At 71.5% G+C, this 13,693-nt stretch carries 15 protein-coding genes and 2 pseudogenes; 5 read left to right on the plus strand and 12 right to left on the minus strand.

The annotated features are described in order from the left end of the window. The first annotated feature begins 43 nt into the window (after positions 1-43). Entirely contained in the window at positions 44-1,012 is a 969-nt protein-coding gene (locus AQJ11_RS33195) for a nitrilase-related carbon-nitrogen hydrolase (RefSeq protein ID WP_059265651.1), read from the plus strand. Positions 1,013-1,069: 57 nt separating this feature from the next. On the opposite strand, the pseudogene AQJ11_RS52825 reads toward AQJ11_RS33195, so the two are convergent. From AQJ11_RS52825 to murJ, 5 genes and pseudogenes are all read right to left on the minus strand, one after another. After that, a pseudogene (locus tag AQJ11_RS52825) lies at positions 1,070-1,489 on the minus strand (Tn3 family transposase); the annotation flags it as partial. A gap of 35 nt (positions 1,490-1,524) precedes the next feature. Beyond that, positions 1,525-2,157, minus strand: a pseudogene (locus AQJ11_RS46805) (IS5 family transposase); the annotation flags it as partial. Between the two features lie 55 nt (positions 2,158-2,212). After that, entirely contained in the window at positions 2,213-2,710 is a 498-nt protein-coding gene (locus tag AQJ11_RS51525) for a hypothetical protein (protein ID WP_244218458.1), read from the minus strand. A 3-nt stretch (positions 2,711-2,713) separates the two neighbouring features. Beyond that, positions 2,714-3,034: a hypothetical protein gene (locus tag AQJ11_RS51530; RefSeq protein ID WP_244218459.1), complete on the minus strand. Its 321-nt coding sequence runs from the start codon at positions 3,032-3,034 to the stop codon at positions 2,714-2,716. Between the two features lie 432 nt (positions 3,035-3,466). Next, positions 3,467-5,149, minus strand: a complete 1,683-nt coding sequence (murJ, locus tag AQJ11_RS33210) for a murein biosynthesis integral membrane protein MurJ (RefSeq protein ID WP_059265653.1) — start codon at positions 5,147-5,149, stop codon at positions 3,467-3,469. Between the two features lie 217 nt (positions 5,150-5,366). On the opposite strand from murJ, the gene AQJ11_RS33215 reads away from it, so the two are divergent. Next, complete coding sequence (locus AQJ11_RS33215) at positions 5,367-6,008, plus strand: hypothetical protein (RefSeq protein WP_059265654.1); 642 nt, start codon at positions 5,367-5,369, stop codon at positions 6,006-6,008. A gap of 15 nt (positions 6,009-6,023) precedes the next feature. Here AQJ11_RS33215 and AQJ11_RS51535 read toward each other — a convergent pair whose 3' ends face one another. Then, on the minus strand, positions 6,024-6,353 hold the full coding sequence (locus AQJ11_RS51535) for a hypothetical protein (RefSeq protein WP_059265655.1): 330 nt from the start codon (positions 6,351-6,353) through the stop codon (positions 6,024-6,026). Next, positions 6,287-6,727, minus strand: coding sequence for a hypothetical protein (locus AQJ11_RS51540; protein WP_244218460.1), 441 nt, complete (start codon positions 6,725-6,727; stop codon positions 6,287-6,289). The genes AQJ11_RS51535 and AQJ11_RS51540 overlap by 67 nt, the downstream gene beginning before the upstream one ends. A gap of 78 nt (positions 6,728-6,805) precedes the next feature. Between AQJ11_RS51540 and AQJ11_RS51545 the strand changes: the two genes are divergently transcribed. From AQJ11_RS51545 to AQJ11_RS33235, 3 genes are all read left to right on the plus strand, one after another. Next, positions 6,806-7,105 carry a hypothetical protein gene (locus AQJ11_RS51545; RefSeq protein WP_059265656.1) on the plus strand — a complete coding sequence of 100 codons (300 nt, stop codon included), beginning with the start codon at positions 6,806-6,808 and terminating at the stop codon, positions 7,103-7,105. A 181-nt stretch (positions 7,106-7,286) separates the two neighbouring features. Beyond that, positions 7,287-7,658: a hypothetical protein gene (locus AQJ11_RS50500; RefSeq protein ID WP_208616676.1), complete on the plus strand. Its 372-nt coding sequence runs from the start codon at positions 7,287-7,289 to the stop codon at positions 7,656-7,658. Between the two features lie 391 nt (positions 7,659-8,049). Continuing rightward, entirely contained in the window at positions 8,050-8,703 is a 654-nt protein-coding gene (locus tag AQJ11_RS33235) for a LuxR C-terminal-related transcriptional regulator (RefSeq protein ID WP_014670021.1), read from the plus strand. 77 nt (positions 8,704-8,780) lie between these two features. On the opposite strand, the gene AQJ11_RS33240 is transcribed toward AQJ11_RS33235, so the two are convergent. The 5 genes from AQJ11_RS33240 to AQJ11_RS33260 form a co-directional block, all read right to left on the minus strand. Then, positions 8,781-9,566, minus strand: a complete 786-nt coding sequence (locus AQJ11_RS33240) for a thioesterase II family protein (RefSeq protein ID WP_014670020.1) — start codon at positions 9,564-9,566, stop codon at positions 8,781-8,783. A gap of 150 nt (positions 9,567-9,716) precedes the next feature. Continuing rightward, the gene (locus tag AQJ11_RS33245; protein WP_059265658.1) at positions 9,717-11,063 is read right to left on the minus strand and encodes a SidA/IucD/PvdA family monooxygenase; all 1,347 of its coding nucleotides are present in this window, start codon (positions 11,061-11,063) and stop codon (positions 9,717-9,719) included. Positions 11,064-11,109: 46 nt separating this feature from the next. Next, positions 11,110-12,393, minus strand: coding sequence for a diaminobutyrate--2-oxoglutarate transaminase (locus tag AQJ11_RS33250; protein WP_014670018.1), 1,284 nt, complete (start codon positions 12,391-12,393; stop codon positions 11,110-11,112). Positions 12,394-12,426: 33 nt separating this feature from the next. Continuing rightward, positions 12,427-13,395, minus strand: a complete 969-nt coding sequence (locus AQJ11_RS33255; protein ID WP_059265659.1) for a TauD/TfdA family dioxygenase — start codon at positions 13,393-13,395, stop codon at positions 12,427-12,429. Positions 13,396-13,426: 31 nt separating this feature from the next. Further along, positions 13,427-13,636, minus strand: coding sequence for an MbtH family protein (locus AQJ11_RS33260; protein ID WP_014670016.1), 210 nt, complete (start codon positions 13,634-13,636; stop codon positions 13,427-13,429). Between the last annotated feature and the right edge of the window lie 57 nt (positions 13,637-13,693).

The following is a 13,693-nucleotide window of genomic DNA, read 5'->3' on the forward strand; positions in this document are numbered from 1 at the left end:
ATTAGCTTGCTCGATGATGGTGCGGATTCCTAGCCTCGACGCCATGACTTCCTCGATTCCCGCCGCCACTGCGGCCTCCGAGACCCGCCGTACCGTGACCGCTGCCGTCGTCCAGGCGGCCGCCCCGCTGTTCGACACGCAGACCGCGCTGACCCGAGCCGAGGAACTCATCCGGGGGTCCGTCACCGAGCATGGCGCAGAGGTCGTCGTACTGCCCGAGGCGTTCCTCGGCGGCTACCCCAAGGGCCTGGACTTCGACATCACGGTAGGCAGCCGCACGCCGGCCGGCCGCGAACTGTTCCGCCGCTACCACGCCGCCGCCATCGACGTCCCCGGCCCCGAGACCGACACCCTGGCCGCCCTCACCCGCGAACTCGGCTGCCACGCCGTCGTCGGCGCCGTCGAACGCCAGCGCGGCACCCTATACTGCGTCGCCCTCTTCTTCGGCCCTGACGGCTACCTGGGCCTGCACCGCAAGCTCATGCCGACCGCCGCCGAACGCTACCTGTGGGGCCAAGGCGACGGCTCCACCCTCCCGGTCATCGACACCGGCACCGCCCGGCTCGGCGCGGGTATCTGCTGGGAGAACTACATGCCGCTGTTCCGCACCGCCATGTACGCCAAGGGTATCGACCTGTGGTGCGCGCCGACCGTGGACGACCGCGACGCCTGGCAGGCCAGCATGCGGCACATCGCCCTGGAAGGCCGCTGCTTCGTCCTCAGCGCCAACCAGTATCTGCGCCGCGACGCCCTGCCCGCCGACCTCCACCCGATCCAGGGCGACGCCCCCGACACCGTCCTGATCGGCGGCGGCTCCGTCATCGTCTCCCCTCTCGGCGAAATCCTCGCCGGCCCGCTGCGCGACGGCGAGGGCATCCTGACCGCCGAACTCGACCTCGACGACCTCACGCGCGCCCGCTTCGACTTCGACCCCACCGGCCACTACGCGCGCCCCGACGTCTTCACCCTCCATATCGACGAATCTGCCCGCACCACCGCCAACAGCGTCTGAGGCCTGCTCAGGCGGCCTGGCCGAAGCCGGCTGCAGCCGGGTCCTGATCACCGCGTTGATGAGCAGGGCGTTGAACTTCATCGCCTTCTCCTGCTCGACGGGGTCGTTGTCCGCGATGACGCCGCGGTTGCCGAAGCCGATCCACTGCGAGAAGCCGTTGAACGCTTCGGTCTTGTTCGTCGCAGCGGTCACCCGTCGGCGAAGCGCCGGATCAGAGAGGTAGCGCAGCAGCTGGACGGTGCGGATCACGCGACCGACCTCGCGGAAGGCGGCGTAGGTGGCGTTCTTCCTGGCGCCCGAGCGCAGCCGTCTGAGCGAGGAGATCGCCCCCTCCCGTACCGAGACCGCCACTTTCCTCAGGTGCTTGAACTGAGACTCGATCAGGTCCCAGTCGATGACGTTCCTCCCCACCTCGCCGAACAGCGCGTCGATGTGCACGTACTCGGTTTGCCTGCTGGGCCGGTAGAAGGGCAGGCCCTTCCATCGGCGTCGTCCACCCGCGGAGAGACCGTGCGGTAGGCCCTGGCTGGCACGATGCCGCGGGTGCGGACCTGCTTGCGGTAGCGATCGTGGTCATAGCCGCGGTCCGCGTAGAGCGTCACCGCTCCGCGGCGGGGCCGGCCAACCCGGACGCGAACGGGCGGGACGGCATCCAGCAGAGACAGGAGCCGGGTGACGTCGCCCACGGTTCCCACCAGTCAGGATGACAGCCGACGGGGTTCCATGTCCGTCGGTGATCAGGTGGTGTTTGGAGCCGGCCCGGCCCCGGTCGCCCGGCGACGGGCCCGTGAGGCTCCCCCTTTCAACGCCCTGACGTGCGGAGAATCGACCACACAGCGAGACCAGTCAAGCTGCCGTTCCGCGTTCAGCCCGGCCAGCAGGACCTCGTGCAACCGCTGCCAGACCCCGGCCTCGTTCCAGTCCCGCAACCTGCGCCAGCACGTCATACCCGAACCGAACCCCAGCTCCTTGGGCAGGTACTCCCACTGGATGTCCGTGTGCAGCACATACAAGATCCCGCACAACACCTGCCGGTCCGGCAACGGCTTACGACCCGGATACCGAAACCTGCGCTCCCTCCTCGGCAACAGCGGCTCGATCCGCTCCCACAACTCATCCGACACGATCCACGGCGATGCCCCCATGCACCGGCAACGGACCAACCGGCCGCACAGACACGGCCCACGGCATCACCACACCTCATCGTGTTAGCCGCTGTAAGGGCTGTGCTTCCGGCTCGCGTCCGGAGTGCGCGGCGGCGGTGTAGGCGCGGACGGTGTCGCGGGCCTGGGCCAGGTGCGCGGCGCGCGGCGCGTCGAGGGCCGGGACGGGCAGGGCCGATGCGGGCAGGCCCAGCGGGGCGCCGTCGGCTCGCCGGTCGCGCAGGTAGTCGGTGATGTCCGGTTCCAGGACGGCCCGCAGTTGCTGGGCGTGCGCGTTGCGTAGGGCGATCTGGTCGAGGAGCCAGTCGGCCGTCTGCCTGAATGCCGGGACGCCGGCGGCCAGGGATTCGACGGTGTGCCAGTCCTCGATCAGCTCGGCGTGTAGGCGGGAGGCGCGCTTCATCCGGTCGGTCAGCTCGGCGATCCTCAGCCCGGTGCTGAGGACCAGGTCCGCGGTGGCCTCGTCCTGTTCGCCGGCGCGTTCCAGGCTCCGGTCGAGCACCGGGGGCGGCGGGTAGCCGGCCAGGGCACGCATGTGTCAGGTCCAGGCGGCACGCGCGGCGATCCACCCGAGTTGCAGACCCTGCGGCGCCTGGGCGCAGGGCCGGTAGAGCCAGCCGGCCAGCATGTCGGTGAGCCGGGCCTGGTCGACGGCCGGGTCGTGCATCAGATCGGCGGCCAGTTCGCCGGGGGTGTGCTCGCGCAGGCCGCCGGGCTCGGCAGTGAGGACGGCCAAGTGCCGCACCCCGTCGTCCAGCAGGAGCCAGCGGCGCAGCGTCTCGGCCCGGCCGTGGGCGACCTCCTCCAACGTGACGCGCGTGAGGTCGGCACCGGCGCGGGCGACCCCCGTCTCCCCCACCCGGGGTGCCTCCGTTCCCATCCAGGCGCCCGTCTCGCTGCCCTCGGCCACCCACGCCGGGGCGTAGGCGGCCTCTCCCCGCTCGGCCGGCCAGGCAGGGAAGTCGTCGGCCAGGGGGGGCGCTCTGTTCGCTCATCGAGGACCTTTCTGCTCGGCGGTGGGGTGCTGCGCGGCCCGTGGACGGCGGCTGACGGCAGCTGGCCCGCATGGGCGCGGTCCACCGGCTTGCACGCCAGGCCGATCCCGTCACACGGGAGCGGAAAGGCGACCACCGGCAGGTGCGTCCCGCAGGGCGGGACACGTCCGGGGAAGGGAGCTCGCATGGGCGGAGCGGTGGCGAGTATGCGGTGGTGGGCACCCTGGCCAAACGCGGTGGGCGGACTTCATCGCCCATCGCGCAGCAGGGCCCTGCACAGCCCTGTCCACCCGGACTCAACGCATCCCGGGCAGGCGACGCAACTCGCTGACCTTCATCAGCCGGGCGAGAAGGAGATATCCGATGGCTGTTGCGAGCGCCCCGGCAAGAAGCGCGATGGCCGTAGGCCACGTTCCGCTTCCCAGATTCGCGCACGCACGCGCTGCTGCCCAGCCCAGCCCCGCAGCCGGCCCCGCGGCGCAGAACAGTTTCACGTAGGTGCGGCGCAGGCTGCCGTCGTCGATACGGCCGCCGAGTCTCCTGCGCAGCAGATGCGCGGTGAGTGCGAGACCGGCCACGTAGGAGAGGGTGTAGGCGCCGGCCATGCCGACGACCGCCCAGCGGGCGGGCAGGAGCACATGGCAGGCGGTGGCCAGGGCGATGTTCACGCCCGCGATCCAGGCCGCCATGAAGAACGGCGTGCGGGTGTCCTCGAAGGCGTAGAAGCCGCGCAACAGCAGGTACTGGGCGGAGAAGGGGATGAGCCCGAGTCCGAACGCCTGCAGCATGTACCCCAGCGGGCGGGCCGAGGCGGCGTCCGCCGCTCCGTGGGCGAACAGCAGCGAGGAGATCTGCGGGCCCAGGGCGAGGAAGAGGAACGCGGCGGGCACGATGACCACGCCGCTGATCCGCAGCACCCGGGACAAGTCCGCGCGCAGATCCGGGATGCGCCCCTCGGCGACGGCCCGGCTCATACGCGGCAGCAGGGCTGTCACCAGGGACACCGTCACGATCGACTGCGGCAGCATCCAGATGGTCTGCGCGTAGGTGTAGGCCGAGTAGCCGGCGCCGGCCTCCGGCAGCTCCTGGTCGGCGGCGTTGGCGTAGTTCGTGACCACCGTCAGGGCGACCTGGTTGGCCAGGACGAACAGCAGCGTCCACTTCGCCGCGTGGACGCTCTTGCCCAGTCCGGTGCCCCGCCAGTCGAACCGCGGGCGGAAACGGAAACCGGCAGCCCGCGCGAACGGGATCAGCGCCAAGGCCTGCACGGCGATGCCTGCCGTCGTCCCGATCCCCAGCAACTGCACCTGGTCGGTGGTGATGTCCTCCACCCGGTCGGGCACCGTCATCAGCCCCAGATAGGCGGCGAACATGGCGACCAGCACGACGTTGTTCAGTACCGGCGTCCACATCATCGCGCCGAACTTCTCGCGGGCGTTCAGCACCTGCCCGTAGATGCTGAACAGCCCGTAGAAGAAGATCTGCGGCAGCAGGAACCGCGCGAATGTCACCGTCAGCTCGAACGCCTCGTGACTGTCCGGGGTGTCCCGCATGTACAGGCCCACGATCTGCGGCGCCCCCCACACTGCCAGCGCCGTGCCCACACCGAGCACACAGACCACGAGCGTGACCAGACGCTGCTCGTAAGCGCGTCCACCATCGGGCTGCGTCGCTCTGGCCCGGACCAGCTGCGGCACCAGCACGGCGTTGAGCGCCCCACCGATCAGCAGCGTGTACAGGCTCGTCGGCACGGTGTTCGCCGTGTTGTACGTACTGGCCAGCAACCCTGTGCCGAGCGCTGCGGCCTGCAGTACCTGACGGATCAGTCCCGTCGCTCGTGAGACCACCGTGCCAACAGCCATCAGTAAGGACGAACGCGCCAGCCCGCCCTTGTCCTTCTTCCTCCGGGCGGCATGCCGCCCCCTTCTCTGCTGCTCCTGCGGCATGGTCTGCGCCGCGGAGTTCGCCCCCTCGACCATGCCGTCAACCTATGCCCCGAGGTCCCACAGTCCCCAATTCGCCGGCGTCACGCGGCAGGCTTCATCCCCGGCGCTGCGGGCCGTTCCCGGCAGCCGGCGGGGAGAAGCCCTGGCGAGCCTTCGCAGGCCGAAGTCGCCAGGACAGGAATACGGCAGACGGTCAGCTCCAGGGCCGATGGGACCGAGCTTGTCAGTGACGCCGCGTACGGTCCTCACTATGGGTTTCACCTCGGCCTGGTCCATCAGCGCCCACGACGACGACTTCATCAGCGCGCTGGCTCCGCGGCTGCTCCCGCTGATCGATGCGGAGCAAGACGAGCCGCTCGCCCGAGAACGCTGGGACCGCTGGCGCCGGGAACCTCTGCCAGACTTTCGGTCCTGGTGGAAGCCCTTCGGTCGAGTCTGCCGAAGCGAGGCAGACGCGCTGGAGTCCTTCCTTGAGCTGACCGCTTCCGGGGAACATGTGCAGAAGTTGTACGACGGCCTGCCGCCCGACGACTTCTCCCTGCTCAACGGTGTGTGGGATCGGATCGCCGGCGCGGAGGACATCTTCCTTTCGGTGCAGAGCAAGGAGTACGCGCTGAGAGTCTTCTTCCACGCCATCGGCCCCGCCCGGGCCGTCCTCCTGCCGGGCTGGTGCGGCAACTTCCTCCTCACCTCCTCCCAGGTGCGTCAGACGCTTCCCGCCGTCGAGCGGGCACTTGGCTTCACGGCGGAAGAACGCGCACAGGCCGAGGACCAGGACTGGCTGGAGTACGGCGACGATGAGGAGAGCGTCCTGGACGGTCCGCTGCGGATGTGGCGGCAGGCCGCGGCGGACGCACGCGGGCTCTGCGGGGTGTCCGTCACCGTCTACTGAGTCGGGCCGCCTGTCTCAGCGCATCGGCCGTTGCCGGCCGTGCGGGTGCGGGTCGCGTGCGGGTGGGTGCAGGGGTGAGGTGGGCGTCAGGATGGCGGCACGTTCGGCGTCGGTGCGCTCCCGTATCCGTTCCAGGCGGCGTCGGACGCGGGCGTGGGTGTACAGGTCGATCGCGTCGGTGAGATGGTCCCATTCCTCGCCGCCCAGGCCCGCGGGGCGCGGGGCGAGGATGTCGGGGCCGGCGCGGTGGTGGCGGCGCCGGTAGTCGCTGATGGCGGTCAGCAGGCGGGTGCAGGTGCGCTGTTCGTCCTCGTCGTCGTTGCTGGGGGCAGTGATCTCCTCCATCCACGCTTCCGGCAGCCGTTCGCCGGCGAGGACGGCAGCCAGGGCGCGCCGCGCGAGGCGCGCGTCGAGTGCGCCGTAGGACAGGGGGCGACGCCGAAGGGGTCGCGCAGGGCCGGGTGGTCGGGCAGGGGTCCGCCGGGCGGCGGCGCGTCGAGGTGGCCGAGCGCCGCTGCGATCATGACGGAGGCGGGGGCGTCGGGCGGTGGGAGCAGTACCGGGCGGCGCCGTCCGGTCAGGGCCCGCACCCGGGCGTCGAGGTCGTCGAAGGCCGCCGCGTCGCCCGGATCGGCCGGGCGCGGGCCCAGTCCGGGTACTGCGGTGATGGCGTGGCGGGTGCGCCACAGTTCCACGAGCGCGGCGGTGGTGACCCACACGTGACGGCGCCGGGGGGAGCTGGTGGGCGGCGGATTGCCGAGCGGGCGCGCCCAGGCGGGCGGGACGGAGGCCAGGGTGTGACCGCGGTCGGCGAGCGAGAGGGCCAGGATGCGGTGCCGCTCGGCGAGATGCGTGCGTCAGTGCTCGGGCGTCTAGGAGTGGATGAGGGCGTGCCGGTCGGCGACCAGGTCGGGGACCTCGCCGCGGTGGCTGGGGCGGTGTGGGGCGTGGTCGGGCAGGCGCTCCCGGAAGCGGAGTTCGGCATGGATCTTGCCGGAGACGGCGTCGGCGCGGGCGAGCGCGGCCCGCGCGAAGTGCCGCCGCTGGTGCGTGGCAGCGCGCCGCGTCTTCAGGGTGCGGCGGATCGCGGCCAGTGAAGCGTCGCCGGGGGCCGCGCCGGTGGTGGCCCGCTCGCGCTGGAAGTCCTCGCTGCGGCGTCGCGCCAGGCAAGGGCGCGGCGCAGCCGGGCCTCGCAGGTGAGGTCGGCGATGCGGCTACACGATCCTGCCGCCCGGCATCATCCTGCTCAGCCTCCACCAGGGCCTTGCCTGGACCGCGATGTTCACCACCGCCACCAGCGGGGTCGACGCACACCACCAAGGCATCGCCTCCGCCATGGCATCCACCACCCAGCAGGCCGGCTCGGCCGTCGGCCTGGCGATCCTGGTCGCCGTCGCCAACTCCGGCGTCCAAGCCACCACCGGCCCCACCTTCGTCCCCGGCCTGCGCACCACAGGGCCTACCGCCGCCGCCCTCACCCTGCTCGGCGTCGCCATCGCCCCCAGCCTGCGCAGCGTCAAGCCCCCGCGCGGCAAGGCACCGCACGACGGAAGCCAGGAACCCGAGTGCCCGCCTGAGTCGTCGCCAACGCCTGGTCGGGGCGAGGACGGTCAACTTCTCACACGCTCAAGGCCCCATCACCCCAAATGAAGGAGCCGGGCCCTGCGCTCGCTCGGTCCCGGCAGGGTCAGCCCGCAGGGCCGGCCACGGTTCCCCGGATCGCAGCCGGAGCCGGAGCGCGGGATGGCGGGGGCGCCGAATCCCCGGCCCGCCATCCGGCGGACGACGGGAGTTTGCGGACAGGACCGACAGGACCCAGTGCGGCCGGAGGCAGGCCGTTCGTGCGCTTTGGGGTCAGTGATCGTGCACCGGAGAGCAATGTTCCCGACCCTCTCCCGATTAGCGTGGCGAACAAGCTTCCGAGTGCATCAGGCGTCGGCACCCGAAGCTTCCCCATCGCACATCGCGCCCGCTTCCAGGGCAGGAGAGGCCACTCTCGATCATGGTGAATTCCGGTCACGTTTCTCAGGAATTATCCACCGTGGCAGCTGAGCACCGCACCACGGAACGTTTCAGTGATATTTGCTGGTCGGTCTTCGTACAGTCCGGCTTCTGTATCGCCCATCTGGATCCGCGACTGCGGATCTCGGCGGCGAACGGCCCGTTCTGCAGTCACATCGGTTCGTCACCCGCCGATGTCCTCGGCAGGGACATCCTGGACTACCTGCACCCGGGTGTGCGGGAGAAGGTCCGTCGCGAGTTCGCCCGGCTCGCCGACGGGCGCAGTGCGCGCTTCGCGGACGACGTGATCGTCGTGGACGCCGAGGGCAAGTCGTTCCAGGCCGAGTTGACCGGTGTCGCCGTGCACGGGAGCGCCAGCGCCCGGGTGGAGGGCATCGTGGTGCTGCTCCGGCCCAGCGGGTCCCGGAGCCCCGGCGTCGCCCCCGCACGGCAGAAGCTGTTCAGCCCGGTGCACGCCCGTGTCCTTGAGGGCGTCGCCGCCGGCGAGTCGACCGTCCAGCTCGCTTCCAGACTCTTCCTCAGCCGCGGCGGAGTCGAGTACCACGTCGCGTCGCTCCTGCGGAAGATGAAGGTGGCCAACCGGCCCGCGCTCATCTCCAAGGGCTACGCCTTGGGAGTCTTCGCGGTCGGCGAGTGGCCTCCACGCGTACAGCCCGAGTTCATCGCTTCCTGACCGCCCCGAGCCACCGCCGCACGCGCGCCGCGCCCGGCCGGGCCACCCGGCCGCGGGCGGCGCGCCGATGCGGCCCCTCACCCGCCGGGCACGGTGGCACCGCCGCTCCGGGCGCGGTGCAACTGCCCGGCCAGCAGATCCACGACGGTGGCGCGGTGATCCGCGAGGAAGAAGTGGCCTCCGCTGAAGACCCGCATACCGAACGGCCCCAGCGTGTGGGTCCGCCATGCCCGTGCCTCCTCGATGGTCGTTCCGGGGTCGCTGTCACCGGTCAGTACTGTGATGGCACAGTGCACCCTCCGGTCAGCGGGGCAGGTGTAGGTCTCGACGGCGGTGTAGTCGCCGCGGATCGCGGGCAGGGCCAGGCGCAACAACTCCTCGTCGCCGAAGACGGCGGAGTCGGTGCCGTCGAGGACCCGCAGTTCCGCGATGATGCCGTCGTCGTCGCGTTCGTGCACGTGCTCGTCGCGGCGGGCGGAAGGTGCGCGGCGGCCCGAGGCGACGACGGCGCGGGGCGGGTTCGCGCCGGCGGCCTCCAGACGTACGGCGGTCTCGAACGCGAGGGCCGCGCCCATGCTGTGGCCGAACAGGACCGTGGGCTTGTCGCTGAGGGCCGTGATCTGTTCGGCCAGCCGGTCGGCCAGCACGCCGAGGTTCGTGACGCACGGTTCACGGAACCTGTCCTGCCGGCCGGGGTACTGCAACGCCACCACGTCGGCCACGGGGGCGAGGGACATCGCGAAGGGGTGGAAGAAGGTGGCCGAACCCCCGGCGTAGGGAAAGCAGACGAGCCGGACGTCGCTGTCCGGCGAGGGCCGGTAGCGGCGGATCCAGTCGGTGCTCTCGGTGTCCTTGATCTGCACGGTTGCGCGTCTTTCGGTACGGCCGGGCCCCCATGGGCCCGGCTCCACGGGCGAGGTGTGGTGGCGCGTCGCCTGGGTCGGCGGGCGAGGGCCGGCCCCGCGGGTCACCGGCCCTCGTGTTCCGGCCGTCCCCGGGGACGTGCCGGACGGTCAGTCGCGCGCGCCGCCGTCGGCCGCCGTCCGCTCGGTGCCCAGCCGGTGCCGGATTCCCTCCAGCAGGGTGCGGGCGCGCAGCGACAGGAGACTGAAGGAGCCGGCGTCGCCGAGTCCATGGGTGTTCTCGCACAGGCCGTTGAGGAACAGCGGCGGCCGTGCGCCGGCTCCCTGTCGGGGCGGGACGAAGTAGTCCCGCTCCACGCGGAGCACGCCGGTGTCGTCCAGGGCCAGCCCGTCGGACACCGGGCCGAGGATCTCGGGGTACGGCTCGTCGTGTTCCGCGGGGCCGAGGTCGCGGTAGCCGGTGGCGAGGACCACCAGATCGGCTGTCACTTCCTTCGCCTCTCCGGTGTGGCGCTCCCGCAGGGCCAGCCGGACCGGGCCCTCACCGGTCTCGACGCCGGTGACCTCGTGGTTGCGGTGGAGCAGAATCCGCTCCTCGCCGTCGACGCCGTCCTCGTAGCGCCGTACGTAGAGACTCTCCAGCACGTCCTGGTCGACGGAGGAGTAGTTGCTGGGCCGCAGTTGGGCGGCCAGGTCGGCCCTGGCCTCCCGCGAGGCGTTGAAGTAGTAGTCGGTGAACTCGGGGAAGTAGGCCTCCTCCGAGAAGGGGCTGGTGTCCTTCAGCCGGTAGCCGAAGCCGCGCATGATGGCGTGGACCCGGTCACCCGAGGCGGCGGAGTGCAGGTCGAGCGCGATCTCCGCCGCGCTCTGGCTGGCCCCGACGACCGCGACGTCGAGCGGACCGCCCTTGGCCGCCCGCCGCTTCTCCAGCCGCCACGTGTACTCGCTGCTGTGGCAGACGCGGTCGCCGAGGTGGGGCCGGAAGTCCGCGGGGACGTAGGGGGTCCGACCGGTGCCGACGACCAGGGCGCGTCCCCGGTACGTCCGGCCGCACGCGGTCCCCACGACGTAGTGCGGGACCGGGTCGGACGCGACGGAGACGGTGGTCGCCCTGCGGTCGTACACGACGGACGAGGACAGCTGTGCGGCCACCCAGCGCACATAGCGGGCGTAGTCGCGGCGCAGCGGGAAGTGTGCCGGGACGTTGAGGAAGGCCAGCAGCCGGCCGGTCTCGTGCAGGTAGTTGAGGAAGGTGTAGCGGCTGCGCGGGTTGCGCAGGGTGGCGAGGTCGCGGCTGGGGTGGTGCTGGGTGTCGGAGCCGCGCAGCAGCATGCCCGGCTGCCAGGCGGCCTCGCTGCGGCTCTCCAGAAAGAGGCAGTCCATGTCGGGTGCCTCCTCCTCCAGGGCGGCGGCCAGCGCGATGCCGCCCGGGCCGAACCCGACGCCGATGACGTCGTGGAGCGTCTCCTCCGCCGTACGGCCGTTGTCGATGGTCACAGTTGGTCCTCGTCCTTGTCGTGTGCGTACGGGGGGTGATCGGCCGTCAGGCGGCCCGGTGGACGGCCGTGTCGACGGTCTTGACGACGACATCGCCGATGGTGTGTGCCACCGCCTCCCATTCGGCGACGGGCATCGTCAGCGGCGGCAGGAACTTCAGCACCCGCCCCTCCCCCGCGCTCTCGGCGATGATCCCGGCCTGGAACAGCGCGCGGCGCACGTTCTCGACCGGCTCGGGCCCGGTGAAGCGCAGCCCGCTCATCGCACCGCGTCCGGCGACATGGGCGACGCCCTCGGGAAGCCGCGCGACGATGTCCTGGAGCGAGGCCCGGATCGCGTCCGTGAGCCGGGCCACCTGGCTCGTGAACCGCGGGTCGGCCCAGTACTCCAGCGCCACCGTCCCCGCCACGAAGGCGAGGTTGTGACCGCGGAACGTGCCGTTGTGCTCGCCCGGTTCCCAGACGTCCTTGTCACGGCTGATCAGCAGGGCCGCCATGGGCAGGCCCATCCCGCCGAGCGACTTCGACAGGCACACCAGGTCGGGCCGCAGCCCGGGGACGTGCTCGAAGCTGAAGAAGGTGCCGGTACGGCCGCAGCCCGCCTGGATGTCGTCGACGATGACGAGTGCGCCGGCCTCGTCCGCCAGCTCGCGCACCCGGGCCAGCCATGCGGGGCTCGCCACGTTCAGGCCGCCTTCGCCCTGCACGGTCTCCAGCATCACGGCGGCCGGTGCCTGCACGCCGGGCGCGGGCCGCAGCGCGCGTTCCAGCGCGTCGAGGGAGGTCTGCCGGTCCCGCTCGTCGTCGCGGGGCAGGATCGTCACGTCGTGCAGCGTGGTGCCGGCCGCTGACCGCAGCAGCGGCGAGGAGGTGGCGGCGAGGGAGCCCAGGGAGACGCCGTGGAACCCGTCGCGGAAGGCGATGACCCGTGAGCGTCCGGTCACCTTGCGGGCCAGTTTCAGGGCCGCCTCCACGGCGAGGGTGCCCGCCGGGCCGGGGAACTGCACGACGTAGTCGTCCATACCGCGCGGTGCCAGCACCGACTCGGCGAGGCGGGTGAGGAACTCGGCCTTGGCGGTGGTGTGCAGGTCCAGGGACTGGACGGGTCCGCCGGCAGCAAGGTGGTCGACTACGCGAGCGACCATGTCCGGCGGGTTGTGACCGTAGTTGAGCGCGCCGGCACCGCACAGCAGATCGGTGTACCGCCGTCCCTCGACGTCCCACAGGTGATGCCCCGACGCGCGCTCGAACACGGCCGGGAAGCCGCGGCAGTAGCTGCGCACACGGGACTCATGGCGGGTGAACACGGTGGTCGGGTCAGGCTCGGTCATCCTCGGTACTCCCTGTCCTTCGCTGTTCGTCGCTCACTTCACCAGCACGTTTCCGTCGGCCGGCCGGTGGTCCCGGGACCGGCGCAGATCGGTGAAGGCGAATGTCCGCTGGAGCCAGCGGTCCCCTCCGTCGAAGCGCGGGACGAAGGAGGACCGGCCGTGCAGGGTGACCCGGTTGTCCACGACGGCCAGGTCTCCGGCGCGCAGCCGTATACCGTCGTAGCTGGTCCGGATCACCGCGCTCAGCTCCTGGAGTGCGGCGCGCCCGGCGGGGGTCAGGGCCCGGGTGGCCGACTCGTCGTAGCAGAGGTCGGGGTCCTCCGGGTCGCCGGTGAGGATGCCGTGCAGGCTTCCGGTGCCGCCCCCGCCGAAGGAGGGCGGGGGGTCGGTGACGAACTCGGGGCGGGCCAGTGCCTCGCGGGTGCGGTCCGTCAGCCGGGGCAGCACCCGCCGCGAGCAGCAGGTGCGCAGCTCCGCCTGTCCCTCGTGGTCGGTGCGCAGGCAGAGCAGCAGGACGTAGTCCGGCCGGTGCGGGTGGAAGGCGTTCTCGGTGTGGAACGTCAGCTCCACGGAGCCCGCGTTGCCCTGGAACTCCTCCTGGCCGGGCACGGGGACGACGTCCTGCACCAGGGCGCCGTTCTTCTCGGCCGCGAACGAGGCGGGATCGCCCAGCCCGTGGGCGATCAGCATGAGCAGCGCTGCGGGCAGCGCGGGGGTCCGCTGCGCCGAGCCCATGACGGTCGGGGTGCCGGGCAGCCGCTCCGGGCGGATCGGCAGTCCGGTGAGCAGCAGTCTGCCGTCGGCGCCCGAGTCCCGGCGGAACTCCCGTACCAGTCCGCGCAGCCGGCCGGGGGTCTCCTCCCAGGCGCGGCGGGCGTCGGCGACCCAGGCCGGGTCGTCGACCCGGTCCGGCGCCCGTTCCAGCAGGCCGTGCGCGATCCGCGAGATGTCCGCCAGCTCGGGGCCGGTCAGCTGCGCCCCGCGCTGTTCGGTGGCGGTCACCTCGGTCCTCCCGCCCGGTGTCGACGCGCTGTCATGCGCCCATCGCCTCGATCAGGCTCTGGGGGCGCATGTCGGTCCACTCCCGCTCGATGTACGCCAGGCACTCCGTCCGGCCGTCGGGGCCGAACCGCGTCTCCCAGCCGGCGGGCACGGCCACGAACTCCGGCCACAGCGAGTGCTGGCCTTCGTCGTTGACCAGGACCAGGTAGGTGGCGTCGGGGTCCTCGAAGGGATTGGTCATGGTGGTGTTTCCTGTTTCGTGAGGAGGTGGTGACGGGGTGGAGCGGTGGGTGCGGTG

Origin of the sequence: Streptomyces corchorusii (genome assembly GCF_001514055.1) — a bacterium.
GTDB lineage: Bacteria > Actinomycetota > Actinomycetes > Streptomycetales > Streptomycetaceae > Streptomyces > Streptomyces olivaceoviridis.

Excerpts from the sequence above, each read along its gene's own strand:
- AQJ11_RS33250 (WP_014670018.1), bottom strand. The coding sequence starts at position 12,393 with ATGACCGAGCCTGACCCGACCACCGTGTTCACCCGCCATGAGTCCCGT.
- AQJ11_RS51535 (WP_059265655.1), bottom strand. The coding sequence starts at position 6,353 with ATGGAGGAGATCACTGCCCCCAGCAACGACGACGAGGACGAACAGCGC.
- AQJ11_RS33260 (WP_014670016.1), bottom strand. The coding sequence starts at position 13,636 with ATGACCAATCCCTTCGAGGACCCCGACGCCACCTACCTGGTCCTGGTC.
- AQJ11_RS50500 (WP_208616676.1), top strand. The coding sequence starts at position 7,287 with ATGTTCACCACCGCCACCAGCGGGGTCGACGCACACCACCAAGGCATC.
- AQJ11_RS51525 (WP_244218458.1), bottom strand. The coding sequence starts at position 2,710 with ATGCGTGCCCTGGCCGGCTACCCGCCGCCCCCGGTGCTCGACCGGAGC.
- AQJ11_RS33195 (WP_059265651.1), top strand. The coding sequence starts at position 44 with ATGACTTCCTCGATTCCCGCCGCCACTGCGGCCTCCGAGACCCGCCGT.
- murJ (WP_059265653.1), bottom strand. The coding sequence starts at position 5,149 with ATGGTCGAGGGGGCGAACTCCGCGGCGCAGACCATGCCGCAGGAGCAG.
- AQJ11_RS33215 (WP_059265654.1), top strand. The coding sequence starts at position 5,367 with ATGGGTTTCACCTCGGCCTGGTCCATCAGCGCCCACGACGACGACTTC.